12 protein-coding genes, 1 tRNA gene and 2 pseudogenes are annotated in these 18775 nt (G+C 71.5%); 6 read left to right on the top strand and 9 right to left on the bottom strand.

Annotated elements, in window-relative coordinates; translation table 11 throughout:
- Nucleotides 1–180: 180 nt before the first annotated feature.
- The 5 genes and pseudogenes from ACIOHC_RS01780 to ACIOHC_RS01760 all read right to left on the bottom strand — a co-directional run bounded on the left by ACIOHC_RS01780 (nt 181) and on the right by ACIOHC_RS01760 (nt 8122).
- Nucleotides 181–1368: a PQQ-binding-like beta-propeller repeat protein gene (locus ACIOHC_RS01780; protein ID WP_351080430.1), complete on the bottom strand. Its 1188-nt coding sequence runs from the start codon at nt 1366–1368 to the stop codon at nt 181–183.
- Between the two features lie 623 nt (nt 1369–1991).
- Entirely contained in the window at nt 1992–3407 is a 1416-nt protein-coding gene (locus tag ACIOHC_RS01775) for an LAETG motif-containing sortase-dependent surface protein (protein WP_351080432.1), read from the bottom strand.
- A gap of 605 nt (nt 3408–4012) precedes the next feature.
- A pseudogene (locus tag ACIOHC_RS01770) lies at nt 4013–4417 on the bottom strand (single-stranded DNA-binding protein); the annotation flags it as partial.
- Nucleotides 4418–4517: 100 nt separating this feature from the next.
- Complete coding sequence (locus ACIOHC_RS01765) at nt 4518–6464, bottom strand: GTPase (protein WP_351080436.1); 1947 nt, start codon at nt 6462–6464, stop codon at nt 4518–4520.
- On the bottom strand, nt 6464–8122 hold the full coding sequence (locus tag ACIOHC_RS01760) for a dynamin family protein (protein WP_351080523.1): 1659 nt from the start codon (nt 8120–8122) through the stop codon (nt 6464–6466). Before ACIOHC_RS01760 ends, ACIOHC_RS01765 begins: the two co-directional genes overlap by 1 nt.
- A gap of 327 nt (nt 8123–8449) precedes the next feature.
- Between ACIOHC_RS01760 and ACIOHC_RS01755 the strand changes: the two genes are divergently transcribed.
- A tRNA-Arg gene (locus tag ACIOHC_RS01755) sits at nt 8450–8522 on the top strand.
- Between the two features lie 147 nt (nt 8523–8669).
- Here ACIOHC_RS01755 and ACIOHC_RS01750 read toward each other — a convergent pair.
- Nucleotides 8670–9431, bottom strand: coding sequence for a hypothetical protein (locus tag ACIOHC_RS01750; RefSeq protein WP_351080438.1), 762 nt, complete (start codon nt 9429–9431; stop codon nt 8670–8672).
- A gap of 260 nt (nt 9432–9691) precedes the next feature.
- Nucleotides 9692–11197, bottom strand: a complete 1506-nt coding sequence (locus tag ACIOHC_RS01745) for an FG-GAP and VCBS repeat-containing protein (protein WP_389635787.1) — start codon at nt 11195–11197, stop codon at nt 9692–9694.
- 324 nt (nt 11198–11521) lie between these two features.
- Here ACIOHC_RS01745 and ACIOHC_RS01740 point away from each other — a divergent pair, with 324 nt between their 5' ends.
- The 5 genes from ACIOHC_RS01740 to rhaS all read left to right on the top strand — a co-directional run bounded on the left by ACIOHC_RS01740 (nt 11522) and on the right by rhaS (nt 17318).
- On the top strand, nt 11522–12280 hold the full coding sequence (locus tag ACIOHC_RS01740) for a nucleotidyltransferase (protein ID WP_351080442.1): 759 nt from the start codon (nt 11522–11524) through the stop codon (nt 12278–12280).
- A 218-nt stretch (nt 12281–12498) separates the two neighbouring features.
- A complete protein-coding gene (locus ACIOHC_RS01735) occupies nt 12499–14043 on the top strand; it encodes a sugar ABC transporter ATP-binding protein (RefSeq protein WP_389635789.1) in 1545 nt (514 codons plus the stop codon).
- On the top strand, nt 14040–15101 hold the full coding sequence (locus ACIOHC_RS01730) for an ABC transporter permease (protein ID WP_351080446.1): 1062 nt from the start codon (nt 14040–14042) through the stop codon (nt 15099–15101). The genes ACIOHC_RS01735 and ACIOHC_RS01730 overlap by 4 nt, the downstream gene beginning before the upstream one ends.
- Entirely contained in the window at nt 15085–16146 is a 1062-nt protein-coding gene (locus ACIOHC_RS01725; protein ID WP_365689605.1) for an ABC transporter permease, read from the top strand. The genes ACIOHC_RS01730 and ACIOHC_RS01725 overlap by 17 nt, the downstream gene beginning before the upstream one ends.
- 86 nt (nt 16147–16232) lie before the next feature.
- Complete coding sequence (gene rhaS / locus ACIOHC_RS01720) at nt 16233–17318, top strand: rhamnose ABC transporter substrate-binding protein (protein WP_365689607.1); 1086 nt, start codon at nt 16233–16235, stop codon at nt 17316–17318.
- A gap of 207 nt (nt 17319–17525) precedes the next feature.
- Here the strand turns inward: rhaS and ACIOHC_RS01715 are convergent, their stop codons facing one another.
- Nucleotides 17526–17975: an anthrone oxygenase family protein gene (locus ACIOHC_RS01715; RefSeq protein WP_351080452.1), complete on the bottom strand. Its 450-nt coding sequence runs from the start codon at nt 17973–17975 to the stop codon at nt 17526–17528.
- A gap of 136 nt (nt 17976–18111) precedes the next feature.
- Nucleotides 18112–18566, bottom strand: a pseudogene (locus ACIOHC_RS01710) (YfbK domain-containing protein); the annotation flags it as partial.
- Between the last annotated feature and the right edge of the window lie 209 nt (nt 18567–18775).

The raw sequence follows: 18775 nt of genomic DNA, 5'->3' as shown, positions 1-18775 counted from the left end.
TCATCAGGGGCCCGTGACCTGCCCCTCCGCCGACCCGTTCGTAACCGATCCGTCACTGGCTGTCGCCCCCGATCGCCGACGAGCGCCCTCGCACGGCCGGGGACGGCCCCAGGCACCGGCGTGGTCGACGGTGGCCGGGGCCCGAGGGTGGTCGCCGGGACCGGCCACCACCCCCGCTGCTCACTGCCCGTACGCGACCAGCAGGTTGGTGGCCGGAACCACCACGAGCCCGCCGCCCGCTCCGAGACCGGTCAGCGGCTCGGACACGTTGTGCTCGTCGGGCTCGTTGATCGGCGCGCCGACGTCGGTGGACCATACGGATTGACCGGTGGCGCCGTTGAGCGCCCACAGCCGACCGGTTCGGGAGCCGACGTAGACGTAGCCGTTGACGACGATCGGCGCCGTGCTGATCCGGCCGTCGCCCTCGAACTTCCAGCGAGTGGCCAGGGTGCGGCTGTGTCGCTCCTGAAGGACACCGTCATCGACGAAGTAGCCTTGACGACCGTCGAAGGCCGGGGCGGGCGACCAGCCGGCGGCCTCGTAAGTGCCGCGGACCTGCCCGTCGGCGATGTCGAGGACCGAGGGGGTCATCCCGGCATCGTCGCGAACCCAGACACCGCCGTCGGCGAGAACAGGGGTGCGGCCCCCGCCACCGGAGCAGTCCGTCCGATGGCGCCAGATCGGGTTGCCCGACTTGGGGTCGAAGGCGTAAGTCTGCTCGCAGGCGTATGAGACGTAGACCCCGTCGGCCGTGACGGCAGGCGAGCTGTTGTCCCCATTCGCGACGGGCTGGGTCCAGAGCACCGCACCGCTGGAAGCGTCCACCGCGTACAGGGTGCCGCCCGAGCCGGCGCCGCCCGTGTACACCACGCCGCCGGCGAAAGTGGGCGGCGAGGTGAAGGAATACTGTCCGGGCAGTGTGGCGGTCCAGATCTCCTTCCCGGTGGCCGGGTTGAACGCTGTCAGCACGCCGTCGTAGTTCTGGGCGTAGAGCCGACCGCCCCCGTAGGCGAGCGCGGACCACCAGTAGGTGCCGCCGAGGTCAACGGGCTCCCAGGCGTTCTCGCCCGTGGCCGCGTCAATGGCGTGGAGGACGGTGCCGTACCCGTTCGGTGAGGCAGCGGTGGCGAAGACGCGCCCGCCTGCCACGATGGGGTAGGAGACGTTCCCGCCCAGGTCGCGGGACCACTTCTGGCTGAGCGGCGGCGCGCCCACAGCCGTGTCGACGAGACTGCCGTCGTGCCGTGCGTTGATCTGGTAGGTGGTCGAGACTCCGGTCTGCGTCGGCTGCGCACCGACCGGCGTCACAAGCGTGACGACCGACAGCGCCGCACCGAGCAGGACGGCGATGGTTCTTCGAAGGTTCACTCGGACATCCCTCATCATCCGGCATCGCCGTGGCGATGCGCGCAAGGCGGTCCAGCCCCCAGGTTCGGCGGCCCGCTTCCAAGCCCCATGGTTCGCCAAGGACGTCTCAACCGCCCCATATTTTCGATCAGTTGGACGTCTTCCGGACATCTTCACGACCGCGTTCCGCGATCCGGAGCAGGGCTCGTGGCGCTGTGCTGAACGGGTGGGGCCCACGCTCGCCGCCGACGACATCAGCCCGGTGCCGGACAAGGGCCGGCGCCACGCGGCGGCCCATGAGCACGGCAGGCACGCCTTGCGGCACTTCTACGCCCGGCCCCTCTGGGCGCCGGCGGGAACATCAAGGCGCCGAGCGGGAAAGGTGCTGGTGAGGGGCTGTTCTGTGCCCTCACTCGGAGGGAAACACCCCCGCTTTGCCGACATCCATCCCCGGATGGAAACCAGTCCGGCTCGCGGTGCGCCCGGTCCCGTCTCCCGGCCCGCACCGCATTCCGCATTCCGGCATGCGACGGCCCCGGTACGCGTCCGCGTACCGGGGCCGTCATCGGACCGTCGTGACAGTCCGCCCACCGTTCGTCACTCGGCGGTCACCGATGTGATCGCCGGCCTGATCCGTGCGGTGACTACTGGGCGGAGGACTGCGTCTTGCGCTTGCGGAGCATGAAGACCGCGCCGCCGCCGACGACGACGAGGGCGATCGCGACGCCCGCGATGACCGGGGTGGCGCTGGAGCCACCGGTCTCGGCGAGGTCACCCGAGCCGCCGGTCGAGCCGCCACCGGTCGTGGCCGGGGCGGGCTTGTCACCGCCGGTCTGGGTGTCGGTGCCGGTGCCGCCGGTGCCGCTGCCGCTGGTCTTGCAGTCCAGGACGCCCTTGAACGTCTTGGTGAAGCCACCGGGGCCGGTCACCGTGATGTCGTACGCCTGGTCCTCGGCGACCGGGACGGTCACGGTCTCGGACTTGCCCGCCTCGACGGTGTGCTCCGCCCCGGCCAGCTCGAAGGTGAACGCCTCGTCGCCCTTGTTGGTCGCGGTGACGTCCACGCCGCCCTTGGCGCAGTTCTTCTCGGCCGACACGGCCGGAATCGCACCCTGCTTGGCCCAGGTCGCGTTGGCGGTCGCGGAGACCGTGGACTCGCTGGAGCCGGCCAGGATCATGGTCTGACTCTTGGTCACCCCGGCGAAGGCCCGGCCGACCGGCACCGACGTGGTGGCCTGGACGGTCAGCGAGGCCGAACCGTCGGCGGCACCCGCCGGAACGTCGAAGTAGAGCTGGGCACCGTCTGACACGGTGGCCACGGGCTGGCCGCCCTTGTCGGTGATCTTGACACCGCTGGCGGCGTCGGCGGGCGGGGTCACGGAGACCTGGCCCGCGTTGGTGTGGACGGTGACCGGGCCGAGCCGCTCACCGGACTTGCCGGAGACCGCGGCCGGATCCAGGGCGAGGGACGCCTTGGGCTCGGCCTGGTCGGCGGCGTTCTGCTCCAGCCAGTCGGCGAGCTTCTCGGCCTGGCTGTCGGTCGCGTCGACATCGGCGTCGTCCGAGTAGCGCCAGATCGCGACCTGGGTGCCCGCCGCCGCGGTCTTCTCGGTGAGCGGTCCGGTGCCGGCCTGCTCGGCGAGCGCCGCGAGGTCGTCGACCTGCGGGTAGGAGTGCTCCAGGATCCAGCGGATCTTGCCCGCGTTCTTGTTGCTGCCGAGCGAGGTCTGGTTCCAGGGGGTCTCCAGGTACTTCGCCTGGTCCTGGGTGGGGTTGTGGATGTCGATGCAGTACGTCTTGAGCTTGCCGCCGCCGTCGACGGTCATCTCGAAGAGTCCGGCGGGCAGCTGCTGGTTCCTGCCGTCCGTGTGGAGCACGGCGCGGTCGTAGGTCTTCAACCCGTCCAGGACCGCAGCCGCGCCACCTTGATGCTGCGGCGCCTCGTCGGCGACCGCGCCGCCCGCGCCGACAAGGGTGCCTGCCATGACCAGACCGGATGCCACCACCGACGCGGCCAGCCGGGCCATGCCCCGCCGCCGTGGAGTACGGGTCGTCTCCATGGACGACGAAACGGTCGCTGAAGAAGCAGAAAACACAGAATTCCCCTCCGGGCGAGACCCTCCGCGCCTGATGCGCGTGTGGGGACTGTCTCGCCAGTCGACTCAAGTACCCCGTGAGTACGGGGGAATCCTAAGGATGAAGAGATGAACAATCCCCTCTCATACCGTCGTACAACCATTCCGAATCGGAATCGTTATCGCCGGTACCGCGCGCGGCGCCTCGACACCCTCCCGATCCGACCCCCCGTCAGATCCACTGCCTCTCTCCTCTCCGGTCACGACACCGACGCGAGTTCCTGGCCACGCTTCTGACGCACCGTCGACCGCCGCACCCGCTGTCGGCCGCCCCGTTCGGCCTGCTCGGCCTGCTCGGCCTGCTCGGCCTGCTCGGCCTGCTCGGCCTGCTCGGCCTGCTCGGGCTGCTCGGGCTGCTCGACCCGCTCGGACTGTTCGCCCCCTCCTTCCCGCTCGTTCCCCTCGGCCCGTGACGCTTCGCTCGCACCACCCGGCCGCGCCTCGCTCACCTCCTGCGCTTCCCGTGTCTCCCGCGCCGGGCCGCCCGACCAGTCCGGCTCGTCCGAGCGCCCCGGTCCGTCGCCCCGGTCCGCCGCCCCGTCCACACTCCCCCGGCGTGCCACCGGCCCCGGCTCGCTCCTCATCACCCGCCGGAACGCGGCCGTCCCCCGTGTCAGATCGTGTCCCACGGCGACCGCCTCGATGTCCACGAACGTCCGGCGCCGGTCCTCCCGTTCCTCCTCGCGGACCTTCAACCTGCCGTGCACGACGAGCGGTTCTCCGACCGAGACGGAAGCGGACAGATTCGACGCCAGGGTCCGCCAGGCCCACACGGTGTAGAAGCTGGTGTGGCCGTCCGTCCAGAGCTGTTTCCCGCGATCCCAACGGCGCGGTGTCACCGCGAACCGGAATCGCGCCATTCCGCCGGTCGCGGTCTCCCGGAACTCCACGCCCGTCGCCGCGTTTCCCACCAGTGTCACCAGGGTGTCATTCATGCCTCCGCCTTCCCTTCGGCCTTCGGTTCCAACGACCGCACCCGCGCAGCCACCGGTACCAGGTTGAAGGGAAGGCGGAGATGCCGCTGATGCCTGTGGACTACCGGACGGTTGTGGAAAACTCCGTCACCGTCACGTACCGCTCCCGCACCTCGCGGTACCGCACGAGTTCCGCGGCCACCGGATCGAGCACCCGCGCCCGCCCGCAGGCCGCCGCCGCCTCGCGCAGTTGCCGCTCGGCCTCCTGTCCGTACCGTCGCGCGGGCCCCCGGGCCGCGACCGCGCACGACCACTCCACCAGCGGGCCTCCGACGACCCCAGCCAGCATCACCAGGGCGGGCGTGAGGAACCCGGGTGCGAGTACCCCGACGATCTGGCCGACCAGCCAGAGCCCGCCGAAGATCTGCAGCAGTGTCATCGATGCCTGTGCCAGCACGGCGGCGGGCCACCACCTGGGCCGCGGCGGCCTCCCGCCCACGCGGCCGCTGTGCGCCACGCCGGAGGCCCCGGCCACCCCGGTCGCCACGACCGTCGAACCACCCGGACCCGCCGCACCGCGCACGCCGCCCGCCTCACCGGCATCGCCCGTCGGCCGCCCGCGCCCGTCCACGGCGCCGGTCCTCTCCGCCAGCTCGTCGAGCGCCTCCGGCAGTCCCTCGGCACCGTTCACCGCGGCCTCGCGGACCGCCTGGGCCCAGGGACCGGGCAGTCCGTCGGCGGCCCCGTCCGCCACCGTCCGCACCGCCTGTTCGACGCGTTGCCGGGCGGTGAGCTGTTCCTCGGGGGGCGCGGGCCGCGCCGGGCACTCCAGACCCCCCGGCCGCCGGGTGGCCTCGTACCAGCGCCACAGCCGCAACCACGGCGTGCCGCAGGCCCGTCCGGCGTTCCTGCGCCATTCGCGCTCGGCCGCCTGACCCGCCGCGCCCGCTCCGACGGCTTCCGCGAGCCGGTCGGCGAACTCCTCGCGGGCACGTTCGCCCAGACCGGGGCGCCCCTCGGCGACGTACACCGGACGCAGCCGGGCCGCTGCGGCGTCCACGTCCGCGGAGAGCCTGCGTGCGGCGGCCGTGCGCTCCTGCACGAACCGGCCGAGCACCGCGCGCAGTTCGCCCATGCCTTCGCCGGTGAGCGCGGACAGGGGCATGACGGTGGCGCCCGGTTCGCCGTGCTCCCCGAGCGCAATGCCGTCCTCGTCGAGCAGTCGGCGCAGATCGTCGAGTACCTGGTCGGCGGCGTCGCCGGGCAGCCGGTCGATCTGGTTGAGGACGACGAAGGTGATCTCGGCGTGCCCGGCGAGCGGCCGCAAGTAGCGCTCGTGCAGGGCCGCGTCCGCGTACTTCTCCGGGTCGACGACCCAGATCACCGCATCGACCAGCGCGAGCACCCGGTCGACCTGATCACGGTGTCCGGTCGCCGCCGAGTCATGGTCGGGCAGGTCGACGAGGACGAGCCCCTGGAGCGCCTCGTCGGCGTCCGGACCGCCCTGCAGCGGCCTGCGCCGGAGCCGTCCGGGGATGGCGAGCCGGTCCAGCAGTCCGGCGGCCCCGTCGGTCCAGGAGCAGGCGATGGGGGCGGCGGTGGTCGGCCTGCGCAGCCCGGTTTCGGAGATCTGGGTGCCCGCGAGGGAGTTGAAGAGCGTCGACTTGCCGCTGCCGGTCGCTCCGGCGATGGCGACGACGGTGTGCCGGGAGGAGAGCCGCCGACGGGCCGCCGCTTCGTCGAGCACGCGCCCCGCTTCGGCGAGGGTGGCCCGGTCGAGCCTGGCCCTGGACAGTCCGACGAGTTCACGCAGCGCGTCGAGCCGCGGCCCGAGCGGACCGCCGGAGGGTACGTACGCCTCGACCTGCGGGGCACGCACGTCGTCGTCCGGGGCGGCGCCGGGCTCGGGGTCCGCCGCCCTGACGGCCGCGCGCCGGGCGATGAGCCCGTCGTTCCAGTCGCCGCGCGCCTGAGGCGCCCGGCCCCGGGCGGGGCCGTCCTGCTCGCGGTCCTCGTGGGAAGCGGGACACTCGCCCCGGCCGGGCCCCTCGTCAATGACGGCAGTCATCACTGCCACCTCTCCTTCTGCAGTACGGACAGGGCGGCGATCAGTTCGGCCTGCGGCTCCGGCGCCACGTCGAGTGCGTCGAGCGGCGCGAGCCGCCGGTCGCGCTCGCCGTCCAGCACCCGGTCGAGGCAGTCGGTGAGCAGGGCGCCGCCCTTGTCGCGCAGCCGCAGCGCACCCTGGGCACCGATCCGTTCGGCAAGCTGTTCGCCGGCGCCGCGGGTGCGCCGGCCGCCGAGCAGCGCGGCGGCCAGCAGCGCCGTCACGGTCCCGGCGTCCGGCGCGGCGTTGCGTTCGAGTCGGCGCACCTCCTCCTCGGCGAGTTCCTCCAGCACCCGCCACCAGCGTCGTACGGCCATGGCGATCCGGCCCCGGATGTCCTCGGCGGGCCCCCACCCCCCGGCCTCCCGGCCGACGTCCTCGAAACCGAAGACCCCGGCTGCGGGCTCGCGCCGCCAGGTCGTGCGGATCTGTTCGTCGGCGGCTGCCACGGCGCACTGCAGAAGCGCGGCGAGACTCTCCACCAGCGCTTCGAGGAGTTCCTCGGAGGTGCTGTACAGCGGGTATCCGCGCCAGCGGGTGCGGGCGTCCCCGGCGAGCACACCGCCGTTCGCCAGGCGCCGCCGGACCCGGGCGCCCTCCGTGCGGTACGCGTCCTCGACCACACCGGTCAGCCGCACGGCGGCCGCGTGCTGCGCCGCGACGGCCCCGGCCAGCGCGGGCATCCGCACGTCCAGCGAGGCGATCACCCCGGCCGCCGTGCGCCCGACCGCCTGCTGGCGCGCCGCCGGGTCCTGGGCGCGGTGGGTGAGCCAGGCCCGCAACGGGGCGACCGCGGTGGTGGGAAGCAGCCCGCTGCCGCCGCCGGCCGATTCGGGCAGTTCGGGAATGGTGAAGCGCGGCACCTCACCGAGGCCCGCCTTGGTGAGCAGCGCCCCGTACTGCCGCGAGACCTCGCCGATCACCTGGTGCGGCACCCGGTCGAGGACGGTGACGAGCGAGGCGTCGTACTCCTTGGCGGTACGCAGCAGATGCCACGGCACCGCGTCCGCGTACCGGGAGGCCGTGGTCACCATGACCCACACGTCAGCGGCGGAGATCAGCTCGGCGGCCAGCATCCGGTTGCGCACCACGAGCGAGTCGATATCGGGCGCGTCGAGCAGCGCGAGCCCGCGCGGCAACCCGGCGGCGGTCTCGACGCGCAGCACGGTTCCGTCCTCGTCGCCGCTCCCGTCGAATCCGTCGAGGGCGTCCAGCTCGTCGCGTCGGCCCTGCGCCCCCGGCTCCTCCGGCGGCAGCCAGACCCGGGTGAGCTGCGGCAGCACGCGACCTCCGGCGAACCAGTGGTGATCGTCCGGATGGCAGACGAGCACAGGTGTCCGCGTGGTCGGCCGCAGCACCCCGGCCTCGCTGACCGGCCGTCCCACCAGCGAATTGACGAGCGTCGACTTCCCGGCCCCGGTGGAGCCGCCGATGACCGCGAGCAGGGGCGCTTCAGGATCCCTGAGCCGGGGAAGCAGATAGTCGTCGAGCTGGGCGAGCAGCTCGCTCCGGGTCAGGCGAGCGCGTGGGGCTCCCGGCAGCGGAAGTGGAAGACGCACGGCAGCGACACGGTCGCGCAGGGCGGAAAGTGCGTCGATGAGCTGAGGCCGTACGTCCAAGGTCACCACATGCGAAGAATGCCCAATTTTGAAGCCTTTTTGAAGCGTATAGCCGCCTCTGCGCGCCGGTTCTCCCCCTGGGGCGGAGTCCGGACAGAGGGGACGAGTGGGGCGCAGGCATAACGAGTGCACAACACCCGGGGCGCGAGGCGTCAAAAGCGATGCGCGAATCCCACCCACCTGCGATTATCGGTTCGCTTCACCGAACCTCCACATCGTGCCACGCAGGTGAAGCAACCGGGTCGAGGCGATCGGAGCCCTATCCTTGTCCCGGCAGGTCACCGACCGGCCGGCCTCAGGGCTCCAGGCCGCCGAGGCCACCATCCGGCCCCCGTAGCTCAGTGGATAGAGCAGGCGCCTTCTAAGCGCTTGGCCGCAGGTTCGAGTCCTGCCGGGGGCGCTCTGCCCGTACGACTACGAGGCCCTCCGCCCGGAGGGCCTTTTTTCTCGCGGCCGGAGGCACGTTAGCGAGCTTGGCGTAGTGGTGGCGTAAGGCGTTGCGGACGTGCCGGTGAGGGTGTGGTCCGCCCGGGGTTCGGCCTCGGATTCAGCGCTTGAGGCTCGACATCAGGTCGCGCATGTCACTGATCATGGCCGACTGGTACGGGGAAAGGTCCGTGTTGTCCGGACCGCCGACGGCCGTGCCCTCGCCGTCGTCCTCGCCGGGGCCGTCGCCCAGGTACTGCGTGAAGGAGGAGAGGCTCAGCGAGAAGACCGCTCCGCCCTCCAGCACCCGCAGCTCCGCGTCGCTGTCGTCCCCGGTCAGCAGATACGCCTTGTCGCCGAGGTCCGGAACCGTCTCCAGCTTCGCCCCGGGATCGAATCCGAGATCGGTCACCTGCCGCCGCGCCTCGAATTCCGGGGCGGGGTCGGTCTTCTTGTGCAGTTCCACCTTGATTCCGACGGTGTAGTGGAGGGACCAGCCCTTCCCGGCCCGCTCCCCCCGGGTCCGGGAGCGAAGAGGGATGAAGCACTGGGTCTGGTCGAGGACGGCATGGTGCAACATCGCCGAGTCGGCCACGGTGGTGCGCTCCCTCGGTGCGATCGCCGCGCCGATCGACTTCAGCCGCAGGGACGGGCAGGGGTCCCGGTCCAGCCGGTATCCGTGCGTGTCGGGCTCTCGATCGCCCGGGCCGTGCAGGAAGAGCGCCGCCCCCCAGAGGGCCGACGCCGTCACCGCGCCGCCCAGCGCCCACAGCCACGGTCTTCGCCGCCGGCGTCCCCCGGCCTGTTCCCGGTCGAAGCCGCCCATCACCTCGCGGGTCTCGACCGAATCGAACTCCCCCGCCATCTCCGGTTCAGAAATCACCGTGCCCCCCTCGGCCGTGTGTTCCGCCTTCGTCGCCATGATCGCAGGGCCGAAGCCGTCACAACCGCGGAACCGGACAGGACGGAGCCCGCACACGGTGTGCCGGCGCCCCCGGGCCCCGGCACGGGTCGGGCACCGCGGCCGGTGCGGCGACGCACTCTCCCGCATCGGCATGCACGACCCCGACCGGATCGCCGGGCCGGGCCCCGTCGCCGGACGCCACGCGGTGCGCGGCGGTCCGACGACGGGGCTCCGGGCCGTCAGCGGTTGAAGGAGGAGCCCAGCTTCGCGGCCTTCGCCACCGTGCCCAGCGCGCCATGACCGAAGGTGAACGAGCCCTTGGCCGTCACACCGGAGGCGGTGGCCGGGAAGACCCACAGGGAGCCCGCGTCCGCGTTCTCACCGGGGGCGCCGACGACCAGTTCGGCGCGGCCGTCGCGGTTGGCGTCGACCAGCTTGACGGCTCCGCCGAACTGGTCGTTCGCCTCCGCCACGCCGGGGACGCTCGGCGTGTCCTGGTTGAAGCCCACGGTGCCCTTCCCGGTGGGGCCGGACGCGGTGCCGGGCAGGACCAGGACGGAGCCGGCGTTCTTCGTCCTGCCCAGGTCCTCGTAGGGGACGCCGACGGCGATGTCGCCGTAGCCGTCGCCGTTCACGTCGCCGATCGACAGTGACGCGCCGAACCCGTCGTGGACTTCGGCGGCACCGGGGACTCCGGCGGTGTCCTGGTTGAAGACCTTGGCCCGGTCGCCCCGTGGGCCGGTGGCGCTGCCCGGTACGTAGGTGATCATGCCGCCGAGGGCGAGCGGATAGTCCAGGTCGCTGTCGTAGCCCTCGATCGTGCGGCCCACGACGAGGTCGGCGTACTTGTCTCCGTTGATCTGTCCGGCCGCTATGGTCTCGCCGCCCTGGAGACGGAAGCCGTTCGGCCGGTTGACGACGGTGTACTTCTCGGCGAGGCCCTTGGCTCCGCCGTTGCGGATGAGGATGCGCCGGGCGTCGAACTCGTCGCCGTCGTGGACGACGGCGGCCAGGTCGTCGCGGCCGTCGCCGTTGAAGTCGCCTGCGGCGAAGTCGAGATGGCGCAGATCGTCCATGTCCCGGATCACCCGGACGGGGGCCGCGGCGCTGCCGTCGCGCTTGAACGGGCCGGACAGGACGTGCAGGTCGCCCATGCCGAGGGTGACGATGTCCATGGCTCCGTCGCCGTCGAAGTCGCCGACGACGGTCTTGGCGCCGATCCCCGCGTACCGCTCGTCGCCGGTCAGCAGGGTCGCGCCACCGGACAGCCCCTGCGGGCCGCCCCAGATCACGGTGAGCGAACCGGCGGCGTCGGCCGTGCCGACCTTCTCGGTCCCGGCGCCGACCACGAGGTCGCTGTACCCGTCCCGGTCCAGGTCCGCGGAGACCATCGAGCTGCCGAACGCGTCACCGGCCTCGGCGGTGTCCGGGATTCCGGGCGAGTCCTGGGTGAAGACCTGCTTGGTGGAGGTCTGCAGACCGGCCTTGGAGCCGTACACCACACCCACGTACCCGGCTCCGGCCTTCCCGCCGACGGTGGCACCGGGCGCGGTGAACGCCACGTCCGGGTAGCCGTCGCCGTTGAAGTCGTCGCGTCGCGGGGCCGGGGTGGGCACGGCCCCCGCGGGGGACGCCGAGGCCGTGACGGGGGCGGGCGTCGATGCCTGGGCGGTGGGGAGGGTGATCACGGCGGTCGCCACGGTGATGGCGAGGGCCACGGTGGATCCGAGAGCACGGTGTGCCACGTGGACTCCTTCGTTCGTTCGGAGTTGGGGGGTGTGCGGTGCGCCGGGCACCGGGCACTGTGCAGACTCAGACCGGCGTGCACGGCCGAGGGTTGCGTTCTCGGCATGGACCGTCACAGCTCCTCCACCTCATGGGAGTTGACGCGCGAACCCGGTGCCGGACCACTGAGGAACGCGACCGGCGGCTGCAACCGTGCGAAGAAGGAGGTGTGCCACGACCGAACCCGCCCGTGATCTCCTGCTCCGACGGTTCCGGTGGGTGCGTGCCGAGCCGATCGTCCGTAACCCCCGCGCCACCGGGTGCCCCGTGCCATAGTCGGTTCCATGGACGCCGACGAGGAACGGCCCGCCGGGCCGCTTCTGGACCGCTTCATCGCCGACGCCGGTCGTGTCGTGCCCCTGGAGGCGGTCTGGGTGCACGGGTCCCTGGCGTTGGGGGACTATCGGCACGGACGCAGCGACCTCGACCTCGTGGCCCTCGTGGCGTCGGCGGTCAGCGACTCCCAGAGGCGGCAACTCGGGCTTCTGCACCGCACCTTGATCGCGGATGTGCCGGGGGCCTCGCTGCTGCACTGCTCCTACGTGGTGCGTTCGATGCTCCCGGAGGTGGGACGCGACCATGTGACCTGGGCACAGGGGCGGCTGTTCGAGCGGCCGGTCACCGCGGTCGGCCGACGGGAACTCAGTACGGGCGGGCTGTCGCTGTTCGGCCCGGGACCCGCCGGGCTCGTCCCGGAGGTGTCCGACCAGGAGCTGGCGGAGTTCATCCGGAGCGATCTCAAGGACTACTGGTATCCGGCGAGCGCCAAGCCGTCCCTCTGGCTCCGCGATGTCTGGGTGGACCACGGACTGCTGACCCTCGCGCGGGCATCGGTGACCCTGCGGGAGGGGCGGCTCATCACCAAGGGGGAGGCGCTGGAAGTGCTGGCCGAGTCGGGTGCGCCCGCAGAGGTCGTCGCCGACATCCACCGCCGGCGCTACGGAGCCGACCCGCGCCCGGCCTCCCCGAGGTGGCGCGTCCAACGAGGGCGCCTCGCGCGCTCCTTCGTCCGGGCGGGCATCGAGCGGGCGCTGTCGCAGTGACCGAAGCCATGACGAGCGGTATTCGTCGAAAGCCTGAATCGTTTCAGATGTCACTCTCGTTCGCGCCACTCCCCACCCTCGACCGCGAGAAGTTCTCATCACCGACCCATTGACTGCATGAGCAGTCCCCGTCTAGCTTCCGAGCTGTCTCATTGAAACCTTTCATGGCGTGGGGGCCACCGCGTCCCGCCGACGCATCCCACCGCTGAGGAGCACCCATGAACCAGCCCGCCACGGGCCCGTCCCCGGCCACGGACCGGGCCGCCCCGGTCCTGGCGCTGAGCGACGTGAGCAAGTCCTTCGGTGCCGTACGTGCCCTTCAGGACGTGTCCCTGTCCCTGCGCCCCGGCGAGGTCCACGCGCTCGCCGGAGAGAACGGCGCGGGCAAGTCCACCCTCATCAAGACGCTCGCCGGAGTGCATCGCCCGGACGGCGGACAGGTGTTGCTCGACGGTCGGCCCGTCGTCTTCCACGGGCCCGCCGACGCCCGCGCCGCCGGGATCGCCGTGATCTACCAGGAGCCGACGCTCTTCCCCGGCCTGTCGATCGCGGAGAACATCTTCATGGGCCGCCAGCCCCGCCGCGGACTCGGCCGGATCGACCACCGCGCCGTGCGCGAGGCCACCGAGGGACTGATGCGCCGGCTCGGTGTCGAACTGTCGCCCGACCGGCCGGCCCGTGGGCTCTCCATCGCCGACCAGCAGATCGTCGAGATCGCCAAGGCGCTCTCCTTCGACGCCCGGGTCCTGATCATGGACGAGCCGACGGCCGCGCTCACCGGCGGCGAGACGGCCCGGCTCTTCTCCGTCGTGCGGACACTGCGCGACCAGGGCGCGGCCGTGCTCTTCATCTCGCACCGGCTCGACGAGATCTTCGAGCTGTGCGAGCGGGTCACGACGCTGCGCGACGGCCATCTGATCTCCTCCGGACCGCTGACCGGACTCACCGAGGACGATCTGGTGCGACGGATGGTCGGACGCGATCTGGAGGACCTCTATCCGAAGCAGGACGCGGCGGTCGGCGACGTCGCCCTGTCCGTCGGCCGCCTGACCCGCGAAGGTGTCTTCCGCGATGTGTCGTTCGAGGTCCGGCGTGGCGAGATCGTCGCGCTCGCCGGGCTCGTCGGTGCCGGCAGGACCGAGGTCGCCCAGGCGGTCTTCGGCGTCGACCGGGCGGACGCCGGGGAGGTGCGAGTGGCCGGCACCGTGCTGCGGCCGGGGTCGCCGGCCGCAGCGATGGCCGCCGGACTCGCGCTCGTGCCCGAGGACCGTCGTCAGCGCGGGCTGGTCATGGAGCTGTCCATCGAACGCAACATCGGGCTCACCGGCCTCGGCGAGCTCCGCAGGGGCGGCCTCGTCCGCCGTGCCCTGGAACACGAGAGGGCCGCCGACTGGGCCGTACGCCTCCAGTTGAAGTACAGCCGGCTGGCCGACGCGGTCGGCGTACTGTCCGGCGGCAACCAGCAGAAGGTCGTGCTCGCCAAGTGGCTCGCGACCGAACCGTCCGTCCTCATCGTCGACGAGCCGACCCGTGGCATCGATGTCGGCACCAAGGCCGAAGTGCACCGGCTGCTCTCCTCGTTGGCCGCCGACGGGCTCGCGGTGCTGATGATCTCCTCCGATCTGCCCGAGGTGATCGGGATGGCCGACCGGGTGCTCGTGATGCGCGAGGGCCGGCTCGTGGCCGAACTCCCGCGCGGGGGCGCCACCGAGGAGACGGTCATGGCAGCGGCGACCGGCGTGGGCGGGAGGACGGCGGCATGACCACCACCGTCGAATCCCCGCGGGACAGCCGCGCCGAGGCCCCGGCCCGCAGCGCCGCCTCGCTCGTGGACGCGGTCTTCCGGGCCCGTGAGTTCTCCATCGCCGGGGCGCTGGTCCTGCTCGTCCTGGGAACGTACCTCGCCAACCCGCGCTTCCTGTCCGACCAGGGCATCAAGGACCTGTTGCTCAACGCCTCGATCCTGGTGCTGCTCGCGGTCGGCCAGTCGGCCGTCGTCATCACCCGCAACATCGATCTGTCGGTCGGCTCCGTCGTCGGCCTCTCCGCCTTCGCCTGCGGGAAGTTCGTCGCCGGGACGGACCACGGCGTGCTCACCGTGATGCTGCTCGGCGTCGCCATCGGCGTGGTCTGCGGACTCGTCTCCGGCGCTCTGGTCAGCTTCGGCAGGGTCCCGGCGCTCGTCGTGACGCTGGGCATGCTCTACATCATTCAGGGCATCGACTACTGGTGGGCCCAGGGCGACCAGATCGGCGCCGCCGATGTGCCGGACCAGATCCTGGGGTTCGGCAGCGGCAGCGTCGGCGTCATCGGGATACCGTATCTGCCCCTGATCGCCTTGGTGCTGCTCGCCGCGACCGCGTACTTCCTGCGCGGCTACCGCTCCGGCCGGGAGCTGTACGCGATCGGTTCGAACCCGGAGGCCGCCCTGCTCGCCGGGGTGCCGATCCGCCGTCGGATCCTGGCCGCGTACGCCTTCTCCGGGGCCGTCGCCGGCTTCGCCGGCGCCCTGTGGCTGGCCCGTTTCGGCACGGTCGTCGCGGACAACGCGCACGGCTGGGAGTTGACCGTCGTCAGTGCCGTCGTCGTCGGCGGCGTCGCCATCACCGGCGGCACGGGAACGGTCTGGGGCGCGGCGCTGGGCGCCCTGCTGCTCACCACCATCGGCAGCGTCCTGATCGTCCTGAAGGTCGACGCCTTCTGGCAGGGCGCCATCACCGGTGCGCTGCTCCTGCTGGCCATCGGCGTCGACCGGATCGTCAACCTGCGGATGACCGCCGCCCTGAGGAAGAGGAGCGCCCGCCATGGGAACGGCGCCTGAGACGCAAGAGGCGGTGCCCGCCGGGCCGGGGGCCGCGAGGAAGCCGAGGACCGGGGGCGGTCCGTTGCGAAGTGCCGCACTGCGCTGGGACACCGCGGTCGGGGTGCTCCTGGTGGCGGTCTTCGTCATCGGACTCGGCTCCACGGACGGCTTCGGCTCCGCGGGCAATCTCGCCTTCGCCTTGAACGACATCGTCGAAGTCGCCGTGCTCGCCCTGCCGATGACGCTGCTCGTCGTCGCCGGTCAGGTCGATCTGTCCGTCGCCTCCATGCTGGGCCTGGGCAGCGCGCTCACCGGTGCGTTGTGGAACGCGGGCTGGGCGTTCGAGGCGATCGTGCCCCTCGTGCTGCTGGTGGGCGCGGCGGGAGGGCTGCTCAACGGCTGGCTGGTCACCCGGGTGGGGCTGCCGTCGCTGGCCGTCACCATCGGCACCCTGGCCCTCTACCGCGGTCTGGCGTCGGTGGCGCTCGGCAGCGACGCGGTGACCGACTTCCCGCAGAAGTACACGGACTGGGCCGTCGACACCACCACCGTGCCGGGCACCTTCCTGACCTACCCCGTCGTGCTGTTCATCGTCCTCGCGGTGATCACGGCGATCGTGCTGCACGCCACGGGGCCGGGCCGTTCGCTGTTCGCGATCGGCGCCCAGGAGGAGGCGGCGTACTTCGCGGGCATCAGGGTCAAGCGGATCAAGCTGCTCCTGTTCGTCGTGGCCGGGCTGTTCGCCTCGTTCACCGGTGTCGTCTTCGCCCTCCGGTACGGCAGTGCCCGCGCCGACAACGGTCTCGGATTCGAAATGCTCGTCATCGCTTCCGTGCTGCTCGGCGGCATCGACTTCGACGGCGGAAAGGGAACGCTCTTCGGCGCGGTCGCCGGGGTGCTGCTGATCGGAATCCTGAAGAACCTGCTGACGCTCAATGACGTGGCCAACGAGGTGCAGGTGATCGTGACCGGTCTGCTGCTCGTGGCGTCCGTCCTCACGCCCCGGGTGATCGCCTCCGTCATCGAACGACGGCACCGGCGCGCCGCGAACGCGCGGTCCTGACCCCCTCGTTCCTCTCCCCGCACCTCTCCGAAAGCCCCGCACCTCTCCGAGAGCCCCCGTACCTCTTCGAAAGGCACATCGCCGCCATGATGCTCCGCAATGCCGCCGGGCGCCGCGCCGTCGCGACCGCCGCCACCGCCGTCTCGCTCGCTCTCGCGCTCTGCGCCTGTTCCGGCACGACGAAGGACAGCGCGGGCAAGGACTCCGCTCAGGCCGGGACCACGGCGAGGGCGGACCCGAACGCGCCGCTGAAGAAGGGTCTGAAGCTCGCCTTCCTGCCCAAGCAGATCAACAACCCGTACGAGAAGATCGTCGACGACGCGGGCATCGCGGCCGCCGGGGAGTACGGCGGGACGGGCAAGGAGGTCGGCCCGTCCGACGCCAGCGCCTCCTCGCAGGTCAGTTACATCAACACGCTGATCCAGCAGCGCCAGGACGCGATCCTGGTCGCGGCCAACGACCCGAACGCGGTGTGCGGCCCGCTGAAGCAGGCCATGCGCAAGGGCATCAAGGTCGTCGCGTACGACTCCGACACGGCGAAGGACTGCCGCCAGCTCTTCATCAACCAGGCGAGCTCGGAGGACATCGGCCGCAGCCTGGTCCAGCACCTCGGTGCACAGATCGGCTACAAGGGAAAGGTCGCGATCCTCTCGGCCACGCAGAACGCCACGAACCAGAACACCTGGATCGAGTTCATGAAGGACGAGCTGAAGCTGCCCGAGTACAAGGACATGCGGCTGGTGAAGGTGGCGTACGGGGACGACGCGGACCAGAAGTCGTTCCAGCAGACACAGGGCCTGATGCAGGCGTACCCGGACCTCAAGGGCATCATCTCGCCGACCACCGTCGGCATCGCCGCCGCCGCCCGCTACCTGAGCGACTCCTCGTACAAGGGCAAGGTCGTGCTGAACGGGCTGGGCACACCGAACCAGATGCGCAAGTACGTCAAGGACGGCACCGTCGAGCAGTTCTCGCTGTGGAACCCGCAGGAGCTGGGTTATCTCGGTTCGTACGCCGCCGCCGCGCTGGCGTCGGGGCAGATCAGCGGCGCGGAGGGCGAGAAGTTCAAGGCCGGAAAGCTCGGTGAGTACACGATCGGCAAGAACGGTGAGGTCATCCTCGGCGAGCCGACCGTCTTCGACCGGAAGAACATCGACACGTTCAACTTCTGAGCGGACACAGGGGCCCACACGATGCAGCGCGTCTGCTTTCTGCAGCCGGCGGCGGACGAAGCTGACGAGGCTGACGAGGCTGACGAGGCTGACGAGGCTGACGAGGCGATGGTCCCGCCGACCGAGGTCTTCCACCTCGCATGGCGCACGGCGGGCCGGTTCCTTCACCGGAGGGAACCGGCCCGCCGTCCTTTGCGGGGCCCTGTCCTACGCGGCGGCCACGGCCAGCAGCGCGAACGCGGCCAGGGACAGGACCGTCCGGATACGGTGGAGGCTGTTCCAGCGGGACTCGAACGCCGCGCGGGCCGCGCTGTCGTCACCGCCCTCGGACTCCGCGAGCCGTTTGTTCAACGGGATGTTCCCGGCGATCGTGATCAGGTGACTGCCGACCGCGCAGGCCAGCGCCGCCATGGCGAGCAGTCGGCCGCGGCCGCCGTCCCCGACGACGGCCGCGGCGGCCGGGAAGGCGATCACACCGAGGAAGAGGACCAGGAAGACCGGACCGGGCACCTTCTCGTTGAAGCGGCGCATCGCGGCCGTGAACCGCTCGTCGGGCAGTACCGCGATGCCGGGCATGATCGCGATCAGGAACGTCAGCAGGAATCCGGCGTAGAGGCCGGTCGTGATCACGGCGAGCGCCAGGAACAGGGAGGACATGGTGCCCATCATGGCGTCGGTGAGCAGGCCGCACAGCCGACTTTCGCAGGTCTGTGCGACCGGCGCCGCTCCCGGGGGCCGTTCCCCGGTCCACGAGGCCGTTCGGCGGGCCGGCAACTCCTCCCGGCTCCCCCGGTCAGTCCATCTCGCCCTCCTGCGCGCCACCGGACCCGTCGCCGTCCATGCCGCCCTTCAGCCGGTCCGTCTGTCCGATCGCGGTCGCCGGCCTCCGTACCGAATCGTCCTCGGCCGCGGATGCCAGCCCGTCCGCCCGCGTGGCGAGTTCTCCGAGGCCGGGCGCGCCCGGCAGCCTGCCGCCACGCAGTGCGTCGGCGAAGTAGGCGGCTACCGCGGTCACTTGGAGCCGTTTGCCGACGTCGTCCCACAGCGGCCCCCCGATCGCGTCCGTCCCGACCGAACCCGTCTGCTCGTGCGGTGCCCGGGTTTCGGGGTCCAGCCGGCGCACGGTCGCGGTGGCCACATGCCCGTCGGCGCCGTCCCTGAGGCGCACGGCGTAGAGCGCGGTCACCGTGTGACCGGGGCCGACCTCTCCCCGTCGGCGCGGTCGTTGCGGAAGTCCTCGTCGGCGACCGCCCACACCGACGCCGAAGAGGGTGGGGCCGTACTCGCGGCGGGCGGTGCCGATGCGTTCGAGGATGACTGCGCCCCGCCCACCAGCAGCCCACCGAGTGCCCGTTGCCATGTCCGTACGTACTTCACCTCGTACTTCCCGGTCCGGCGTTCCATGCCCGGCCCCCAACGTCGTCGTGTCGGCACTTGTGAATGTGACGTGCGAGACG

The sequence above is a fragment of the Streptomyces sp. NPDC088252 genome, from assembly GCF_044740965.1.
GTDB lineage: Bacteria > Actinomycetota > Actinomycetes > Streptomycetales > Streptomycetaceae > Streptomyces.
This window is presented reverse-complemented; position numbering and strand designations above follow the sequence as displayed.

Excerpts from the sequence above, each read along its gene's own strand:
- ACIOHC_RS01775 (WP_351080432.1), bottom strand. The coding sequence starts at position 3,407 with ATGGAGACGACCCGTACTCCACGGCGGCGGGGCATGGCCCGGCTGGCC.
- ACIOHC_RS01765 (WP_351080436.1), bottom strand. The coding sequence starts at position 6,464 with ATGACTGCCGTCATTGACGAGGGGCCCGGCCGGGGCGAGTGTCCCGCT.
- ACIOHC_RS01740 (WP_351080442.1), top strand. The coding sequence starts at position 11,522 with ATGGACGCCGACGAGGAACGGCCCGCCGGGCCGCTTCTGGACCGCTTC.
- ACIOHC_RS01735 (WP_389635789.1), top strand. The coding sequence starts at position 12,499 with ATGAACCAGCCCGCCACGGGCCCGTCCCCGGCCACGGACCGGGCCGCC.
- ACIOHC_RS01730 (WP_351080446.1), top strand. The coding sequence starts at position 14,040 with ATGACCACCACCGTCGAATCCCCGCGGGACAGCCGCGCCGAGGCCCCG.
- ACIOHC_RS01725 (WP_365689605.1), top strand. The coding sequence starts at position 15,085 with ATGGGAACGGCGCCTGAGACGCAAGAGGCGGTGCCCGCCGGGCCGGGG.
- rhaS (WP_365689607.1), top strand. The coding sequence starts at position 16,233 with ATGATGCTCCGCAATGCCGCCGGGCGCCGCGCCGTCGCGACCGCCGCC.
- ACIOHC_RS01715 (WP_351080452.1), bottom strand. The coding sequence starts at position 17,975 with ATGTCCTCCCTGTTCCTGGCGCTCGCCGTGATCACGACCGGCCTCTAC.